The organism is Celerinatantimonas marina (assembly GCF_046054165.1).
Taxonomy (GTDB): Bacteria; Pseudomonadota; Gammaproteobacteria; order Enterobacterales; family Celerinatantimonadaceae; genus Celerinatantimonas.
The window spans coordinates 139648-157067 of record NZ_JBFNXK010000009.1; the positions used below are offsets into that span (position 1 = coordinate 139648).

General features: G+C 38.4%; 11 protein-coding genes. 1 reads left to right on the forward strand and 10 read right to left on the reverse strand.

What is annotated here, in order from left to right:
* Positions 1 to 64 precede the first annotated feature (64 nt).
* The 10 genes from ABUE20_RS11750 to rfbF all read right to left on the reverse strand — a co-directional run bounded on the left by ABUE20_RS11750 (position 65) and on the right by rfbF (position 13342).
* On the reverse strand, positions 65 to 1030 hold the full coding sequence (locus ABUE20_RS11750; protein WP_408620118.1) for a Wzz/FepE/Etk N-terminal domain-containing protein: 966 nt from the start codon (positions 1028 to 1030) through the stop codon (positions 65 to 67).
* A 129-nt stretch (positions 1031 to 1159) separates the two neighbouring features.
* A complete protein-coding gene (locus ABUE20_RS11755) occupies positions 1160 to 3871 on the reverse strand; it encodes an SLBB domain-containing protein (protein ID WP_408620119.1) in 2712 nt (903 codons plus the stop codon).
* Positions 3872 to 3914: 43 nt separating this feature from the next.
* Positions 3915 to 5309 carry a capsule assembly Wzi family protein gene (locus tag ABUE20_RS11760; RefSeq protein ID WP_408620120.1) on the reverse strand — a complete coding sequence of 465 codons (1395 nt, stop codon included), beginning with the start codon at positions 5307 to 5309 and terminating at the stop codon, positions 3915 to 3917.
* Positions 5310 to 6010: 701 nt separating this feature from the next.
* Positions 6011 to 6841, reverse strand: a complete 831-nt coding sequence (locus tag ABUE20_RS11765; RefSeq protein ID WP_408620121.1) for a sulfotransferase family 2 domain-containing protein — start codon at positions 6839 to 6841, stop codon at positions 6011 to 6013.
* A gap of 80 nt (positions 6842 to 6921) precedes the next feature.
* Positions 6922 to 8148: a glycosyltransferase family 4 protein gene (locus ABUE20_RS11770; protein WP_408620122.1), complete on the reverse strand. Its 1227-nt coding sequence runs from the start codon at positions 8146 to 8148 to the stop codon at positions 6922 to 6924.
* Positions 8149 to 8277: 129 nt separating this feature from the next.
* A complete protein-coding gene (locus ABUE20_RS11775; RefSeq protein WP_408620123.1) occupies positions 8278 to 9297 on the reverse strand; it encodes a GDP-mannose 4,6-dehydratase in 1020 nt (339 codons plus the stop codon).
* Positions 9294 to 10169: an NAD-dependent epimerase/dehydratase family protein gene (locus ABUE20_RS11780; protein WP_408620124.1), complete on the reverse strand. Its 876-nt coding sequence runs from the start codon at positions 10167 to 10169 to the stop codon at positions 9294 to 9296. Before ABUE20_RS11780 ends, ABUE20_RS11775 begins: the two co-directional genes overlap by 4 nt.
* 1 nt (position 10170) lies before the next feature.
* The gene (rfbH, locus tag ABUE20_RS11785; RefSeq protein ID WP_408620125.1) at positions 10171 to 11484 is read right to left on the reverse strand and encodes a lipopolysaccharide biosynthesis protein RfbH; all 1314 of its coding nucleotides are present in this window, start codon (positions 11482 to 11484) and stop codon (positions 10171 to 10173) included.
* Positions 11481 to 12566, reverse strand: coding sequence for a CDP-glucose 4,6-dehydratase (gene rfbG / locus ABUE20_RS11790; RefSeq protein ID WP_408620126.1), 1086 nt, complete (start codon positions 12564 to 12566; stop codon positions 11481 to 11483). Before rfbG ends, rfbH begins: the two co-directional genes overlap by 4 nt.
* Positions 12567 to 12568: 2 nt before the next feature.
* Entirely contained in the window at positions 12569 to 13342 is a 774-nt protein-coding gene (gene rfbF / locus ABUE20_RS11795) for a glucose-1-phosphate cytidylyltransferase (RefSeq protein WP_408620127.1), read from the reverse strand.
* 1859 nt (positions 13343 to 15201) lie between these two features.
* Here rfbF and poxB point away from each other — a divergent pair.
* Complete coding sequence (gene poxB / locus ABUE20_RS11800) at positions 15202 to 16926, forward strand: ubiquinone-dependent pyruvate dehydrogenase (RefSeq protein ID WP_408620128.1); 1725 nt, start codon at positions 15202 to 15204, stop codon at positions 16924 to 16926.
* Positions 16927 to 17420 lie beyond the last annotated feature (494 nt).

The following is a 17420-nucleotide window of genomic DNA, read 5'->3' on the forward strand; positions in this document are numbered from 1 at the left end:
CCCTGCTCTTCTACGCTTTTCCATGAGTGTCGCACTTATTATCTGAAATAAGGATTATATTGAATTAATTATTTTTAATAAATTTTAGATATACTACAAAAATAATTCCTAATAAACCACCTAGAGCAAATGCAACAATAACAAATAGACTTCGTTTAGGCTTAACATGACGCTCAGCAACCAATGCAGGATCCACAGTTCTAAATGAATATTCCTTTCTTACTTTAGCTAACATCAAGGTTTTCGTTTGTTGTTCAATCAGCTGATATAGCATCGTTCGGTTATCAGCCAAACTGGTCTGGTGTAACTGCTGCTCTAAATATTTCATGTTATTTTGAGCTTCAGTCATATCCTGCTCTCGGCGGTCTTCATTTAAATCATCAACTAACCAGGTTGCCCACTGCTGAGCAACTGTTGGCGAATAAAATTGTATAGAAATTGTCGCCATACGAATTTTTTCATTTATTTCGATATCTAATATTTTTTTTATAAAATAATTAACACTTTTAAAATATGATGGCTCAAGGCTTTTACCGTCATCATCAATAAGCCACTGTTTAGTCTGTGGATTATATAATTTCGTATTATATTCAAATTTTTCAGTCTTTTTATCCCAACCTTTAGTTGCCATCAAGAGTGGTTTAAGATGATGCCGATTAATAAAATCACCAATAAATTTACGTGATTGCAATACCTGAAGATCATAAACACCTTTGCCAGCGACTGAATTACCTAGATTAATACCAGCCAGAGAGGCAAGGCCGCTATATTGACTAGCTAAATTAGCCATTATACTCGTTGTATTATTATTCTCAGCCGGAGCAATTAAAACACTAGATTCATAAATATTCGGTTGTTCAACCGCATATATACCACCGATGATACCGAAAATAATAGCACTTAAAATAATCCACCATTTCCCTTGCCAGATAACAGAAAATAATTCCCTTAAATCAATTTCATCATCACTATTTTGTGGTACCGGATAATAAGTAGGTTGTGCTGATTGTGGGTTAGGTATTTCTGACATAAAAGAGTCCATCAAAGCGTTTGCAAATAGGCATCAAAGTTTATAGCGCCGATTCACTATTAATGATTGAAGGGTTTTAGAACCCTAGCTAACCTCCCCTTGCAAAGGGGAGGAAATAAAAGAAGGCGTCTAGTTAATCGCCTTCCAGGCGACACCAATCTGATACATTATTTGTGTTGCTGTTGCTAGTGTACTTAAACCATCAAGGTAATCCGTATCAATTGGTACAATAATTGTGTCACCGGGTTGTAATTTTCGATGACTTCGACTAAACCAGAACGAACGGTTCGGCAACATGACAGCTCCATTGGCTTGAATCACATAAATGCGATCTACATCGGCTTGCTTTTTAGCGCCACCGGCAGCGTCAATATATTGCTCAACGGATTTAGATGGATCATAAGTAAAGTTACTCGCTAACTGAACTTGCCCTATCACAGAAATAGTATTCCGTTGTGGCGGTATATATAAACGGTCCCCATTTTCCAACATCACATCACTATGCTCATCGCCACGTAAAATATTGGGCAACTTAATGACTAAACGCCCAATGGCGGGGATATTTGCCAACTGATCAGCCACCTGCATCGCTTCCTGTGGTGTTGAATTATAGGTAGCCGTATTAGTCTGACGTCTCAGCGCCAAAGAAGCGATCTCCTGGCGTAAATTATTGGCCATCATCTGTTTACGTTGTTGCTCTTGCAAACGGAGTGATTCTCGGCTAAAAATAGCCGCCTGGGGATAGGCATATTGAGTTAATCCTCCGGCCCGGGCGACTAAATCAGCAATCGTTTCACCTTTACCAATGGTGTAAGTCCCGGGATGACGAACCTCTCCTTGAATTTCAACCGTATTATCAACCGTCCAATTAGTTTTACGTTGAATCACGATTCGATCTTTCGACTGCAATGCAAAATTGGCCTGCTGCTGATTTTGTAATATCTTAGCTAAATCGAATTTCTGATGAGCCAGCGAAACTTGCCCGGGCATGACTAATGCTCGAGTTAATTCGGCTTCATCTTTTGCGGCAGACTCCAATAATCCCCCAGCGGCCGCGATTGCAGCTTTGATAGAAGCTCCCTCAACTAAAGGATACGTCCCCGGATATTTAACCGCTCCAGCAATTTCATATATTTGTACCGCCTGCCCATTCACGGCTTGCTGACGTAACCGATGTAAAATAGGCTGCAATAAATTTTCCCGTGAATCAGGTGAAGAAGCCTGCTGATTGGTATTATCTGAATTATTAAATAAATTAGAACGACTCTTTGGTGTCGTTACAATCTGGACTCCAGTATCATGGTCTATCTGAACCTGATTCGATCGGCTATTCTGCAAATCAGCATTAGCGGCTTGCTCACTTCCTGCAGCCGCCAGTGCAGCAGAATTAGCGGAAGAACCATTTACAACATTTTGAGTACTCTGAATGGTGCTTGTTGCTAAATGTGTCTCTGGTTCTTGCCACGATTGAACCTGGAGGTCATTAGCAAAAACGACGACCTGATCACTGTCTTTTAAGATCAGGTTATCAGCACTCTCTGGCTGACGGATGGCATGACCTAAATTAAATTGCAAAACTTTAATATGATGTAACGCATCAATTTCCCGAACCACTAAAGCATAATTTTGATCAGTGTTAGGTAATAAATCATCTTCTTTATTAGAAAATAAATCCGCAATTTTCATCCCGTTACGGAATGCAAAAGCCCCCTGACGCGTTACCGCGCCACGAACAATGACTGAATGCAGTAACTGTTCACTAACAGGAGCTAAATGAACTTTATCTCCATCCTGAAGATGAAATGATTTACCTTCAGATGTTGTCAGATCTTTGGTCAACACCTGTTCACCACTAGCTGAATAACGCTTAATCTGAACCTGCTGTAGATAAGCATTGGCTTGGCTTCCTCCTGCATCAGCAAGTAACTGACCTAATGAATCACCTGATTTAATTTCATAAACAGCAGGCCGTCTAACCTGCCCGTCGATACTCACTGATTGCCCTTTAGCCGCGACAAAAACCGTATCCCCGGATTGTAATCGGATATCATGATCCGTTTTACCTTTGAGCAACAATTCATAAAGGTCGAGATGATCAATCACTTTATTATTGCGACGAATGGTTATATCCCGTAACGATCCACTCTGACGAAAACCACCTGCAGCAATTAGCGCCTGAGTCACTGTCGCTAAACTGGGAATATTATAGGCGCCTGGCTGATAAACATCCCCGGTCACATACACCTGCATCATCCGCAGTGAACCCAACGAAATAGAAACATCAACCCCTAAAATCTGTTTTTTAATGCGATTGGTTAAATTTGCTTTTAATTCTTTAAAGGTTTGACCAGCAACATGAATCGGCCCAAGTTCAGGAAATTGAATACTACCATCACGAGAAACATCTAATGCATAGCTGGTGTTCTGGCTACCAAATAACTGCACATCAATTTCATCATTAGGGGCAATTAAATAGTTGTTAGGAACAGGCAAATCATCAATTGGGGTATAGCTGGAAGGTTGACCTGAAAATAGGTCATAACCAAAATTAATTAATTGCTGATTATTCGCCTGTGAATCAAGATGCTGATCTGTTTCTCTATTTTGTGGCCTTGGAGAAATCGTCTGCACCGGGGGACGCGATGTTGTGGTTGATGTGGAACCCGCCGCTGTTAGGTCATTAATATTAACCCCATATTGCCGGGCCAGAGCCTGTTGCTGCGCCCGAGGCAATTGCTGGAACTGGGCGATTTGCGCGGCGGAAAAATTAGGGGCAGCAATAGCCGTAAAATTTATCAGACCGAAGGCAAAAACGGCCGTTTGTAATAACTTATTATTCATTCACTTCATCCAAGGTCCAAACAATACCAAATTACAGAATACGTTAAAAACGAAAATCCAAACTTCCCCAATAATTCCATTTGTCATGGCTACTAACTGCGTCTGGATCATAATCAGAACCGAAAGTGACTCGGCTGAAAGCTAATGGGAAACTAATAGAAGCAACCCCACGATTATGGCTATCATTTGTTAGGTCATCATAGCGCTGCCCTTGAATCATCCATTCCCAATCTCCGGGAGTTACCCATAACAATTTAATCGCCTGGGATTCGCCCATATCGCTATTATTCATAGCACTCCAATAATTTAACCCGGGCATTTGTGAACGATTAGCCATAAAATGTTGCCATTGTCCTTTGGCATCATTTGAAAGCTGTTTGACTTCAACGATAGTCCGTAAATACTGTTGTCCGACATTAACCTGACCTTGCCAGCCTACAACATAGGCACCTAAACTATGATCATCAATCAATGTTGCTGCTTGTCCATAGACACTCTGAGTCAGAGTATGTTGTCCTATATTTATTTGGGGAAGGCTCAAACGAATATCGCCATGATACTGTTCCTGCTTTGAATCATTAGCACTATAAATACCCGTCAAATAGCCCCCAATGCTCGCTTTATCAAACCATTTATGATACCCAAGGCCAATATTTAACCAACTCGCCGGGCTAAACTCTAATCGACTGGACCACACCTTACGATTATGGTTTGGCGTTTTAGTATTACCGATGAAACTTTCGACATGGAGACTGCCGATCAAAGGCCATTGGTAACCATCATAAGCCACATCGATCCCCGGAATGGCTCTTGAGGTATGCCCCCAAGCCAAATTATAAATCCAAGAGGGTCCCCACCAACGCTGTAAAGCGCCGAAACTAACACTCAAATTGCCTAAATTACCCGCAATATAACTATCATCCAAGCTATAATCGTTATTACTATTACCCCATTTATCCAATGAACGTTGATATCCTGCGGCAGCTCGAAATGCATAAGAACTAGAGGTTAATTCGTAACTAGTCTGTCCCTGCCACTTATCAGTAACAGGAGCCGCAAAACTACCGTCATTACGGGGAGATCGCGCATAAGCTGCTTTAAACCGCCGGTTGCCACGGTCCATTAACGCACTTTCTAAAGCATAGGAAACATGATCGTAAGATTGCCGAAGTGTTTGAGTCAATTGACTAGAATCTACTTTTTGCAGTTCACCATCAATGCGGGACCAGCGGATAGGATAAGTATTTATGGGAGTTGTAATTAAACCGGCATCAGCCAGTACTTGTAAATCGGATCGAAGATAAGCATCATCTGCTTCCATCCAGGGGGAAGCATGAGCTGCCGTAACAATTAAAAAAGTACTACATAACAAGCTTGTGAGCTGTTTTAGACGATAACTTTGCTGACAATAAAGGGATCGCCAATGCTTTCTTTTCATTCCTTTCATTCCTAATTAGTCTGTATTTTCACCGGATATGATTTCGTCTTCTACAATTCACATTTTATGTATAGAAAACATTATTAATGTTGTTATTACTGCAACTGGCTTTATAGATTGAAAATTAGGCAAATTTTAATTACGCTACCGCCCCTGGGTTATAGCTCCCAGAGAGCTCATTAAATGAGATGATTACCATGTATTCATGGTATAGTACAACCGCATACAAATATCTACTAATTACTTAAAAAACACTTAGTTAGCATGCTTTCAATGATTAGCAAATTGGTATTAAATGCATGGTATTTCGTATATATACAAAAATAGAAAGAATCATAACATTCAAAACAATAACATTCAAAACGTATGTTATTGTTTTGAATGAAAACCGAAAAAAGCACTTTATGTCTGATAACAAAGACCAATGAACTACCGCTCTCAACACATATCCCATCTTCAATCCAACATATATCGCGTAAATAGAGCACACAAAACCTTCACATCTATTTCAATATTATGTATGTCCAGACCAAACAGGTCATCGATATGCAGACAAATAACTCACGGATGATCATGGTAGCATCGTGCCCTTCGAAACTGGGTCAAAAATAGCAATTCACCCCGTCAGGCTCCGCCAGCTCAAATTATATGAAGGAATAGCTAAGTATATATGAACAGGTGTATTCATAAGTGACTTATGTTCAAGATCGATTAAAATATTTTGTTAATCTTATAATTTCTTTTCCATTCTTGATAAGAATAGATGCTGGATTATTAATAAGTTGAAATGATTTCAGTTTTTTTTTATTAAATGCGATGCTATTAAACTTAGATATAAATTTTTCTTTAGCAACCTTATAAACTTCTATATCTATTGCATTCAACTCTGCAATACGTTCTAAATGACGCCTCTCAAATTTAATTAATTTGCTAGTGCTTTTTTTATTTTCAGCAGTATACAAAGGTATCCTCCATTTCATAGCTGAACTAAAAATCATTAGACTTTCATCAAAGTATTCTTGAAGACCAAAATACGATACTTTATTAAATAAACTATATAATGCAATATCTATCACTTCCGAATCAGGCATATTCTTAATCGAGATCGAAGATCCAGATTCGCCCCAATGATTGACTAGCATCTGAGTTTGTAAGTTGGATAACTCGCCATATCCGCTTTCTAAAAAGGTATCTAAATTAAAAGTCTTTGGGGGAAAATTATCAATTAGACATGGACTTTTACCTTCAGAAACATGTTGGCAAAAAGATTTAACACGACTTATCGGATCTCTAAGGAATGTGATAATAGTCGCGTTGTCTGCTTGATTTACACCGGTTACAATGGGTGCATGCCCTGTAAACAATTCAATTTGTTCTTTATCACTTTCCGGTAGCGACTCAAATCTCTTGAGATCCAATGCCATATTACCAGTAAATTCAAACTTCTTTTTTCTAACATACTGACGTTTAAGAATATTAGTAAATGTAGTACCTGCAGTTTTCGGTATATGTAAAAATCTTAACGGTGTCATGCTATAACTCTTTTTATTAGGATAACAGCTAATAAATTGCATCATTAAATTTAGAAGTAGTTAGACCATTTTATGTCCAATTATAATAATTCTCTATACAATTTAATATATTGTTCAGCGATAAGAGGACTATCGAAATTATTTTTAGCTTTCTGAATCGCATTATTGACTAATTCATTATAATTTTCAGAATCTACAATCCACTCGATTCCATTAGCTAAATCTTTAGGTATAAAAGCTTCGGCCCTATATCCATTAACTTTATGATCAACAATATCTTTTGGGCCTGTCGCGTCAAAACAGACGACTGGAGTCCCACAGCTCATCGACTCAGCTAATGTCTTTCCAAATGCTTCCATAATGCTTGGAGCAATAAATACGTCTGCACTACTATATAAAGATTTCAACGACACTGGATCGGTTAAATAACCAAAACTGATATATTCAAACCCAAGATTTCTAATAATTTCAGAATCAAAATTACCAAAAAAACATAAGAAATATTTTTCCTGATCCAGAAACTCTAACGCACTGATATAATGATCCAATCCTTTATAAAATTCATCTAGTTTAGATGCGCCACATAATATTACCTTTTTTCTTGTGTTAATTTTCAGTGCACTTCTCGCAATACTTTTTTCTATTGGAGAAAAAATATCACAATTAACATTATTAAAAATAGTCCGCACATCAAAATTTTTAAATAATTGACTTTCTAAAGCTTTAGATGTTATCCAATGACTGATACCTACTAATTTAATATTTTTAGGTAAATTTTTTTCTTTTCTTTTGAGAATAAAACTTGCTAAGTTATTTTTACTTTTAGCTTGAAGCTGTGGACAATAATGACAACTCTGCTGATATCCTTTACATTGCATAGCATAATGGCACCCCCCAGTAAATGGCCACATATCACGAATAGTCCATACAATTGGCTTATTCACGCCATAAAAATCTTTGATATTTATCATACCATCATTAATCCAATGTAAATGAATAATATCAGCTTCTTTATATTCTGATAATTTCTTAAATTTAATGCCTATCATACCAGTGCTAAAAATATAATTTTTACGATTTTTATAAAATTTTATGAAAATTTTATCGAATTTTCTTCTAAAATAATTTTTTAGTTTATCAAATATAGTTTTTCCTGATAAAACAACACCATCATCTCCATATGATGAACTTGAATTGCTGAGAATGACACTATGAATACCTTTGTCTCTTAAAGAAAGATGAAGCCCATATGCACCTCTTGCCGCCCCATCCAATAAATCACCAGCGACAATATGTAGTATTTTCAATATAACACCTTCACTAATAAATATTTCTTATTATTTTTAATATATTTATGAATAGTTTTGTATAATTAGCAAATAAATTACAGAGTTCAATATTATTGTAAATATATACTATAAATACAATATGTTAATTTATAAGGATGCATACCAGTTATATATTTTTTCAACTCCTTCACTCCAAGTAATTTTTGGATTCCAGTCTATTATTCTTCTTATTTTTTCAAAATCAGCAATAAAGACTTTTTGATCACTTATTCGAGGTGCTAATTGTGTATAATTCATCTTGATATTTAATTTATTCTCTAAGAAATAGAATAACTCAAGTATCGATAACGAATTATCTATTCCGCCACCGATATTAAAGGCATTCCCTTTAAGCTGTTCAATTTTTTGACTAGCATTCAAATATAAATTAACACAGTCATTTGCATATAATAAATCTCTGACTTGCTTCCCATTACCAGATATTGTGAACGGCTCCTTGGCGGTACCATTCTTAATCTCAATTGCCTTTTGAACAAACCAGCCAACCCATCCCTGATCATAGGTAGCAAACTGTCGGCCACCAAACATAGAGGAGTGGCGGAAAACAACGGTATTCAATCCATAGATACGATGGAAATCGAGCATATACTGATCTGCACAGCCCTTTGATGTCCCATATGGTGAATGAAAATCCAGATTAACAGATTCATCAAATCCATTAGGCATCTCGACACATTCGTATCTTGTTGCTGTTTCTTTATAATGAAATTGTTCTAAATCACCATAAACCTTATTTGTCGACGAATAGATGATAGAACAATAAGGGGAAAACTGACGCACAGCATTGAGTAAATTAAAGCTCCCCATCGCATTTACTTCGAAGTCCATACGAGGATCAGCTATGGACGTGGTCATAGCAACTTGTCCAGCGAGGTGATAGATAACATCCGGTTGAGTTTCTTTAATGACTCTTTCAACATCATTCGTATTTCGAATATCAGCATGAATAAAATGAAAATCACCAATAGTTTTAAGCCATTCTAAGTTTTGATAACTTCCATAGCGATACAGACTATCAAAAATAGTTACCTCTTCGCCATTAGCAAGTAATTGTTCAGCAATATTTGATCCAAGAAAACCACAACCACCAGTAATTAAATATTTCATTTTAGCGACTCTAACATTCTAATGATCCCTTCTTTATGACTTACTTTAGGTTGCCATCCTAAGCTTTTCATCTGACCTGGATCGATACCAGGGCTCATCGCATCATTCTTGCGATAGGGGATAGCACCAAATTGCAAAATACTTTTAGGGAGAGAAAACATGGATGAATATTGCGTAACAATTTCTTGTAGAAATTGCTTAACAGGAATAGCCACTCCTGTTGCCACATCAAGCTCAACAAAAGCTCCGAGTTCATTCCGTTTGTTGAAAGCAGTGGCAAATGCAGCAACAACATCCTCAATATAAATAAAATCTCTCTGTTGTTCCCCCGTCGTCAGAGGAATAACCTCACTTTGTTGATGAAGTTGATTTACAAACCATTTAACGAATTTATAGTCATCATCACCCACGCCATACATATGTTCAATACGTAGATTGATAAATTGAATGTTATCTTTTAAGCAAATGCCCCATTGCTTAAACTGAAACTTACTCAGTGCATAATCACTTACATCATGAGCTAACGCTGAATCAGCATTGATAAAACACTCTACTTCAGCATCTATTGCCGCTTCCAATATTTGTAAAGAAAAAATTAAGTTCGTCTCTAGAATACTACTAGGTTTTTCATTTTTCCGGCCATAACTACAAGCTGTATGGAATATGGCAGCAGGCTTTATAGCAGCTAATTGCTCTGGCAGGCTATCTTTGTCGATATTAATAAAGTTAATCGATGATGAAATATCTTTTAGCTTATCAAGAGAGGAGTGTTCTCTCTTTATTCCATAAACATCATATTTCTCAGTAATAAAATATCGCGCTAAGTGACTACCAAGAAACCCAGTGACACCTGTGATCACAATCGATGTCATATCAGAAACTCAGTCTAAAAAATTCTTCAAATTTTTTAATAACATAATCAAGGTGTGCATGACTAAGCCCGGGGTAGATACCAACCCAGAAGGTTTGATTCATAATTCGATCCGTATTGGTCAATTCACCCACCACCCGATAATTGACATTGGCAAAATAGGGTTGTCGAGTCAAGTTACCCGCGAATAACAAACGCGTACCGATCTTAGCTTCATCCAGAAACTGAATGAGTTGAACGCGTGTGACATCTGCATTCTCTTTTAGCGTGATAGGGAAACCAAACCATGAAGGATCAGAATTTTTAGTCGCTTCCGGCAATTCAATGAATTCACTGCAGCTTTGTAAACCTTCTTTAAGGTAGGCGTAATTAGCTTTACGAGCCTTAATAAAATCAGACAATTTATCGAGTTGAGCAACACCACATGCCGCCTGCATATCGGTAATTTTTAAGTTATACCCTAGATGCGAGTATGTATATTTGTGGTCATAACCAAATGGTAAAGACCCTAATTGCTGGCAAAACCGTTGACTACAGGTATTGTCACACCCAGGCTCACAATAACAATCACGCCCCCAATCACGGAAAGACTCAATAATCGTTTTAAGCTTGGCTGATTTAGTAAATATAGCACCACCTTCGCCCATAGTGATATGGTGAGCCGGATAAAAACTAACTGTAGCAATATCACCAAAGGTTCCGACTAACTTGCCATCATAGCGCGTTCCCAATGCATCACAGCAATCCTCGACTAACCATAATTTATATTTATCAGCTATTCGTTTAACTTCTGCTAAATTAAACGAATTACCTAAAGTATGGGCAATCATAATGGCTTTAGTTTTATCAGAAACAGCCGTCTCTATAAGACTTGCATCAATGTTATAAGTAGGAATATCGACATCAACAAATACAGGAACCAATCCATTTTGAATGATTGGATTCACTGTTGTAGGGAAGCCTGCAGCCACAGTAATGACTTCATCACCAGCTTTAAGCGCTCGCTCTTTGAGCTTAGGTGATGTCAATGCTGTCAAGGCAAGCAAATTGGCTGACGAGCCCGAAGTCGTCGTCAATACATGAGAGATCCCTAAAAATTTTCCAAGCTTTTTTTCAAACTCATGGTTAAAACGCCCGGTGGTTAACCAACCATCCAGAGAGGCCTCAACCATTTGTTGCAATTCTTCTTTTCCGATCACCTTACCTGATGGTGGGACAACATCGGTACCAGGCGAGAACTCCTTACTCTGATATCTTTGCTCTGCAAATTGACCGACTAACTGTGCGATCTCTAATCTCAACTCTTGCTCTGTCATTCGTCGTCCATGGCCATTGTATAAACAGCGACTTCATTCAGGCTGTAGCACTGCATGTCTGTATTGCTCAACCAACTCTGATGCCAGTTGACAATCATCTCTAATGTCCTGTTTAAATTCCAACGCGGATGCCAATTCAACAGTTGTGCCGCCTTGGAGCAATCCAGTTTCAAATAATGAGCCTCATGAGGGTGTTGCCCCTCTTCGATACACCACGATGCATTGTTGCCCCACAGCTTTGCAAGTTTTTCAACGATGTATTGTACCGGTTTAGCATCACTGCTGTGAGGGCCGAAATTCCATCCCCCATTAAACGTTGGACCTTGCGTATAAAGCGCTTCCGCTAAAACCAAATATCCAGACAGAGGTTCTAATACATGTTGCCATGGGCGAATCGCATACGGATGACGTATATTGGCGGTTTGTTGTTGTTCAAAAGCTTTGAGAATATCTGGGATCAAACGATCCAAAGCCCAATCACCGCCACCAATCACATTCCCAGCCCGCACAGACGCAACAGCAACGCCATGCTGGGAATAGTCATCAGCATTAAAAAATGAATTGCGATAAGCACTGACCACCAGCTCAGAACAACCTTTACTGTTTGAGTAGGGATCATACCCTCCCATAGGTTCGGTCTCGCGATATCCCCAAACCCATTCGCGATTGTCATAACATTTATCACTGGTCACGCAGACAACGGCACGTACAGAATCTAATCGACGCACAGCATCCAGTAGATGAACCGTGCCCATCACATTGGTTTCATAGGTCTCAATCGGATGATCATAGGAATATCGCACCAATGGCTGCGCCGCCATATGGATGACAATATCTGGCTGATAAGCTTTTATGGACTGATATAACGCCGACACATCCCGAATATCACCAATCTGGTGTGATTTACACATCCCCGCGATATCGGCCACCTGAAATAAGCTGGGCTCGGTTGGCGCCTCAAGCGCATACCCTTTCACTTTGGCCCCCATGGAGGCTAACCAAAGTGTCAGCCAACTGCCTTTAAAGCCAGTATGGCCCGTTACGAAAACTTTTTTATCTCTCCAGAAAGTGGTAGAAGGCATTATTACTCCCATAGTTTCCAAGGGGCACAATGGTTATTCCAAAGTTCTTCTAATTTTATCTTATCTCGTAGTGTATCCATCGGTTGCCAGAAACCTTCATGCTGATAGGCCATCAACTCACCATCCAAAGACAAAGTATTTAAAGGTTCTTGTTCCCAAACGGTCTGATCACTTGTAATCAAGTCGATCACTTTAGGAGATAAGACAAAAAATCCCCCATTGATCATGCCACCGTCACCTTTAGGTTTTTCCCGAAAAGAACGGACTTGGTTTTGTGTGATAGCCAAGGCTCCAAAACGTCCAAGAGGATAAGTCGCGGTAAGCGTCGCTAGTTTTCCATGAGAACGATGAAAATCCAGAGTCTTACCAATATCAATATCCGCGACTCCATCACCATATGTGAAAAAGAATTCAGACTCACCCTGCAAGTATTCTTTCACACGGCGTAAACGGCCACCTGTCATTGATGTTTCACCGGTATCCACTAAGGTAACTTTCCAAGGTTCTACGCGTTTATGATGGACATGCATTTCATTATTCGCCATGTCAAAGGTAATATCCGACATATGCATAAAATAGTTAGCAAAGTATTCTTTAATCACATAACCTTTGTAACCACAGCAAATGATGAACTCATTTACACCATAATAAGAATAAATTTTCATGATGTGCCAAAGAATAGGCATTCCACCAATTTCAACCATCGGTTTAGGCTTTAGAATAGTTTCTTCACTAAGTCGATTTCCTAATCCGCCAGCTAAAATAACTGCTTTCATATTTTATCCATTATTTCAAAATATTTAAATTTTTATAAAATTATACTTTCGCTGTTTTATACATCTTCATAATAGATATAATTTACAATCAATACTTAATATCTAATCATTATAGAATCATGTCATAAATTTTATTTTTAAATTAGCATGATTTCATAATTAACATTCAATATCTACATCACATTATTAATTTCAATTAGTATTTTATATATTTTTAAATAAAAATAATCAATAAAATATTAATTATATTATGGATATGTATCCATGAGTTGATACGTTTATACGACTAAAAATTTTAGATGAAAATATTCACCAAGGGCTTATGTAGGTATGTTTTTACCGAATATAGAGCACATGGAAATAACTATAGTTATCAAAAATAATCATATAGAATATATGATTCATTCATACTAATTTTCAATCGTTTTATACTATATCATAAATGACGATTTCATCATTGTATGGCCTATATCATATTTATAAAAATAATTTTTATACTTTCCCTCATATGGAGTTACCATTTACAACTTCCGTTATTGATGTTTTTATTTATATTAATAATTATACAGTATAATAAATGGCCAAAATTTTACACGCTACCGCCCCTAGGTTACAGCTCCTAGAGTGCTCATTGAATTTAACATGTCTACTTTATGTATATAGTTCATATAAATGAAAACAGCCACTAATTAATGAAAAAATCAGTATGTTTTCGATGTTCATTTCTTTTATCTCAGGCTAAAGTATATCATGTAGAAATAAAGTGAATACATTATTTCTACAACCAAATGTAATGTATCTAATCCTTCATAAGTCAATAAAGTGACCATCATTTAAAAGCTAACTTCACCATCAATAATTTTGATGTTTTATACAACAAACACTAATTAACTTGAACCTTTTTTAGGAACCTCAAGCATCATGGTTAATCCACTACTTAATATCTACTATTCTAACTCCCTACTCTGCTTGACAAAGCTCCCTAATGATAAACTCCGTTTTATTATGAATCACAGTTTCTACTTTACCCCTAAGCTTTAAGCGCTCAAAAGATGCTTTTCTTATCACACATTTCTTACAGATTTTTTATGATAAAAGCATCATTTATAGAAGACAAAACGCGCAGCTCATTCCGCAATTTCATTATTTTTTTAAAATTTTGAACCAATTCAAAGAAAATGTTGTGTTTTTGTGATTTTTGTTTCAGAAATATTTTATTTTTTTGCTAGCTCTAATTGAATTCCCCCCCCCTTCAGCGCTAATATAGCCCCGTACACCGGCACAGTACACTGGCGTCACCTGACTCCCGTGGAAGGGCCATAGACTACACATGCATGTAGCCAGACCTTGAATCTTGCGTTATCAGCCAGGTTCAAAAGACTCCGATAGTATCGACACTATCGTCAGCGTTCTGCGAAAAACGGGGTTCTCCCGACTGGTGTTTTGCTCTTTCCCGAAGATGTGTTGAGGTTCGTTTAGTCGCCCACGTAAGCGCCTGGATCATTTATTTTCTACCTATGATCAAGCCTTAAACCTAGGGACTGTTGATCTTTGCTGATTATTTTGCAGTGACTTAAGCGTAATAAGACAAGCCAATGGCAGTGCTTTGTGGAAATTCTCCACTGACAGTGTCTGATGCCTGATTTTGCTTAAATACTGCTTAAAAGGTTCGTTTAAACGCATTCTGGGCTTGTTATGCCGTTTGCTTAATTCATAAAACGAACATACACCTCATGTTCATGTGTTTACTTGAACAGAATAAAATCATCAAAGATCAACAGCCCTTCAGTGGCATGGATCAGATTGGTTTCAATAAACCTCAACAATAAAGACCAATAATCTATAAAAAGAGGATTTCCATGAAACAAAGTATTGCTGACTATATCGCCGAGGTATTGACTCACGCCGGTATTAAACGAATTTGGGGGGTCACAGGCGACTCTCTCAACGGTCTTAGTGATAGTTTACAACGCCGCCAAGAAATAGAATGGATGCCAACCCGGCATGAAGAAGTAGCGGCATTTGCCACTGGTGCCGAAGGTCAGCTTAGTGATGAACTCGTTGTCTGTGCTGGCTCTTGTGGTCCGGGTAACATGCATTTAATTAATGGGTTATTCGATTGTCATCGCAGCCACGTTGCCACTTTAGCCATTGCCAGCCATATTCCGTCACACGAAATTGGAGCCAACTATTTTCAGGAAACCCATCCTCAGGAATTATTTAAAGAATGTAGTGTTTACTGTGAATTGATCAGTAATCCAGATCAAATGCCTTATGTTTTAGAAATTGCCATGCGTAAAGCGATTTTAGAACAAGATGTTGCCGTTATTGTGCTGCCAGGTGACATTGCTCTTAAACCTGTACCAGAAACAGCTAAAGTCAAATGGCATACTCCAAAACAGCCCGTTCTGGTTCCCCCTCAATCTGAACTAGAAAATGTGGCTAATATTCTAAACGACGCTAAACAAGTCACTCTGCTTTGCGGTGCTGGATGTAAAGGGGCGCATGACGAAGTCGTCCAATTAGCTGAAACCTTAAAAGCCCCGGTTGTTCATGCGATGCGCGGCAAAGAATTTATCGAATATGATAACCCATATGATGTTGGTATGACTGGGTTAATCGGTTTTTCATCAGGCTATCACGCGATGGAAAATGCATCGACTCTCGTCATTTTAGGCAGCTCATTCCCTTATCGTGAATTTTATCCAGACAATGCCACTGTCATCCAAATCGATATCAAATCCGGAGCATTAGGCGCTCATACTCAGATCGACCACGGTTTAGTCGGTAATGTCAAAGACACTTTGCATGCTTTACAGCCCCTGTTAAAAGAAAAAGATGACCGTCGTTTTCTTGATAAAGCGCTGGCTCACTATCATGAAGCCCGTAAAGGTTTGGATAAACTCGCTACCGGGAAAAGTAGTCACGGCTTCATTCATCCCCAATATTTAGCCCGGTTATTAAGTGAAAAAGCCACCGAAGATGCAGTATTCACCTGTGATGTTGGTACACCAACTGTCTGGGCGGCCCGTTATCTCGAAATGAATGGGAAACGCCGCATTTTAGGTTCATTCAACCACGGTTCAATGGCGAATGCATTAGCCCAATCAATCGGCGCTCAAGGAATGGATCGCAATCGGCAAGTCATTGCCATGTGTGGCGATGGTGGGCTCACCATGTTAATGGGGGATATTGTGACCATTAAACAACTTAACTTGCCGGTTAAAATTGTAGTATTTGATAATAATTCTCTTGGCTTTGTTGCTATGGAAATGAAAGCTAGTGGTTTTTATTCTCACCATACCGATTTGGAAAATCCAGACTTCGCAGACATTGCCAAAGCGGTAAATATCGAATCAGAATCCGTTACGGATCCAGAAGCATTACCAGCCGCGGTTGATCGCATGATGGCCTGTAAAGGTCCATTCTTACTAGCGGTCAAAACAGCTAAACAAGAATTGGCCATGCCTCCTAAAGTCAAAATGCAGCATGCCAAAGGCTTCAGTGTCTATATGATGAAAGCTGTTCTTAATGGGGATGGCAGCGAACTCATCGAGTTGGGTAAAACCAACTGGTTACGGTAATTTATTGTCCTCAGCCCGCAAGGGTTGAGGATTTTCCTCTCTATTCAACTCTCTTTTTCCTTTCAATCTTACTTCTGTTTGTATGAATCATTCTTCAAACCACTACCAATCCATCCCCGGATTCCATTGCATTGTATCCGAGCTACATATCACTACCGATTAATGCTTTTATGATTCGGATGCCTTGCATCATCCGAAAATAAGTTAACTCCGTTCCTTCTGGAAGGTCCCCCTTCTAACTCCCCCTCAGAAAAGGGGAAAATAAATCAGTGCGAGTTTTCCCTGAGAAAAAAGAGTGCTAATTCAAAATATCCCGGATTTCACTACGTTGTATCCGAGCTACATATCACTACCGATTAACGCTTTTATGATTCGGATGCTTGCATCATCCGAAAATAAGTTAACTCCGTTCCTTCAGGAAGGTCCCCCTTCTAACTCCCCCTCAGAAAAGGGGAAAATAAATCAGTGCGAGTTTTCCCTGAGAAAAAAGAGTG

What these genes read in the sequence shown, in the direction of transcription:
- ABUE20_RS11750 (WP_408620118.1), bottom strand. Translation starts at nt 1,030, where the DNA reads ATGTCAGAAATACCTAACCCACAATCAGCACAACCTACTTATTATCCG.
- ABUE20_RS11755 (WP_408620119.1), bottom strand. Translation starts at nt 3,871, where the DNA reads ATGAATAATAAGTTATTACAAACGGCCGTTTTTGCCTTCGGTCTGATA.
- ABUE20_RS11760 (WP_408620120.1), bottom strand. Translation starts at nt 5,309, where the DNA reads ATGAAAAGAAAGCATTGGCGATCCCTTTATTGTCAGCAAAGTTATCGT.
- ABUE20_RS11765 (WP_408620121.1), bottom strand. Translation starts at nt 6,841, where the DNA reads ATGACACCGTTAAGATTTTTACATATACCGAAAACTGCAGGTACTACA.
- ABUE20_RS11775 (WP_408620123.1), bottom strand. Translation starts at nt 9,297, where the DNA reads ATGAAATATTTAATTACTGGTGGTTGTGGTTTTCTTGGATCAAATATT.
- ABUE20_RS11780 (WP_408620124.1), bottom strand. Translation starts at nt 10,169, where the DNA reads ATGACATCGATTGTGATCACAGGTGTCACTGGGTTTCTTGGTAGTCAC.
- rfbH (WP_408620125.1), bottom strand. Translation starts at nt 11,484, where the DNA reads ATGACAGAGCAAGAGTTGAGATTAGAGATCGCACAGTTAGTCGGTCAA.
- rfbG (WP_408620126.1), bottom strand. Translation starts at nt 12,566, where the DNA reads ATGCCTTCTACCACTTTCTGGAGAGATAAAAAAGTTTTCGTAACGGGC.
- rfbF (WP_408620127.1), bottom strand. Translation starts at nt 13,342, where the DNA reads ATGAAAGCAGTTATTTTAGCTGGCGGATTAGGAAATCGACTTAGTGAA.
- poxB (WP_408620128.1), top strand. Translation starts at nt 15,202, where the DNA reads ATGAAACAAAGTATTGCTGACTATATCGCCGAGGTATTGACTCACGCC.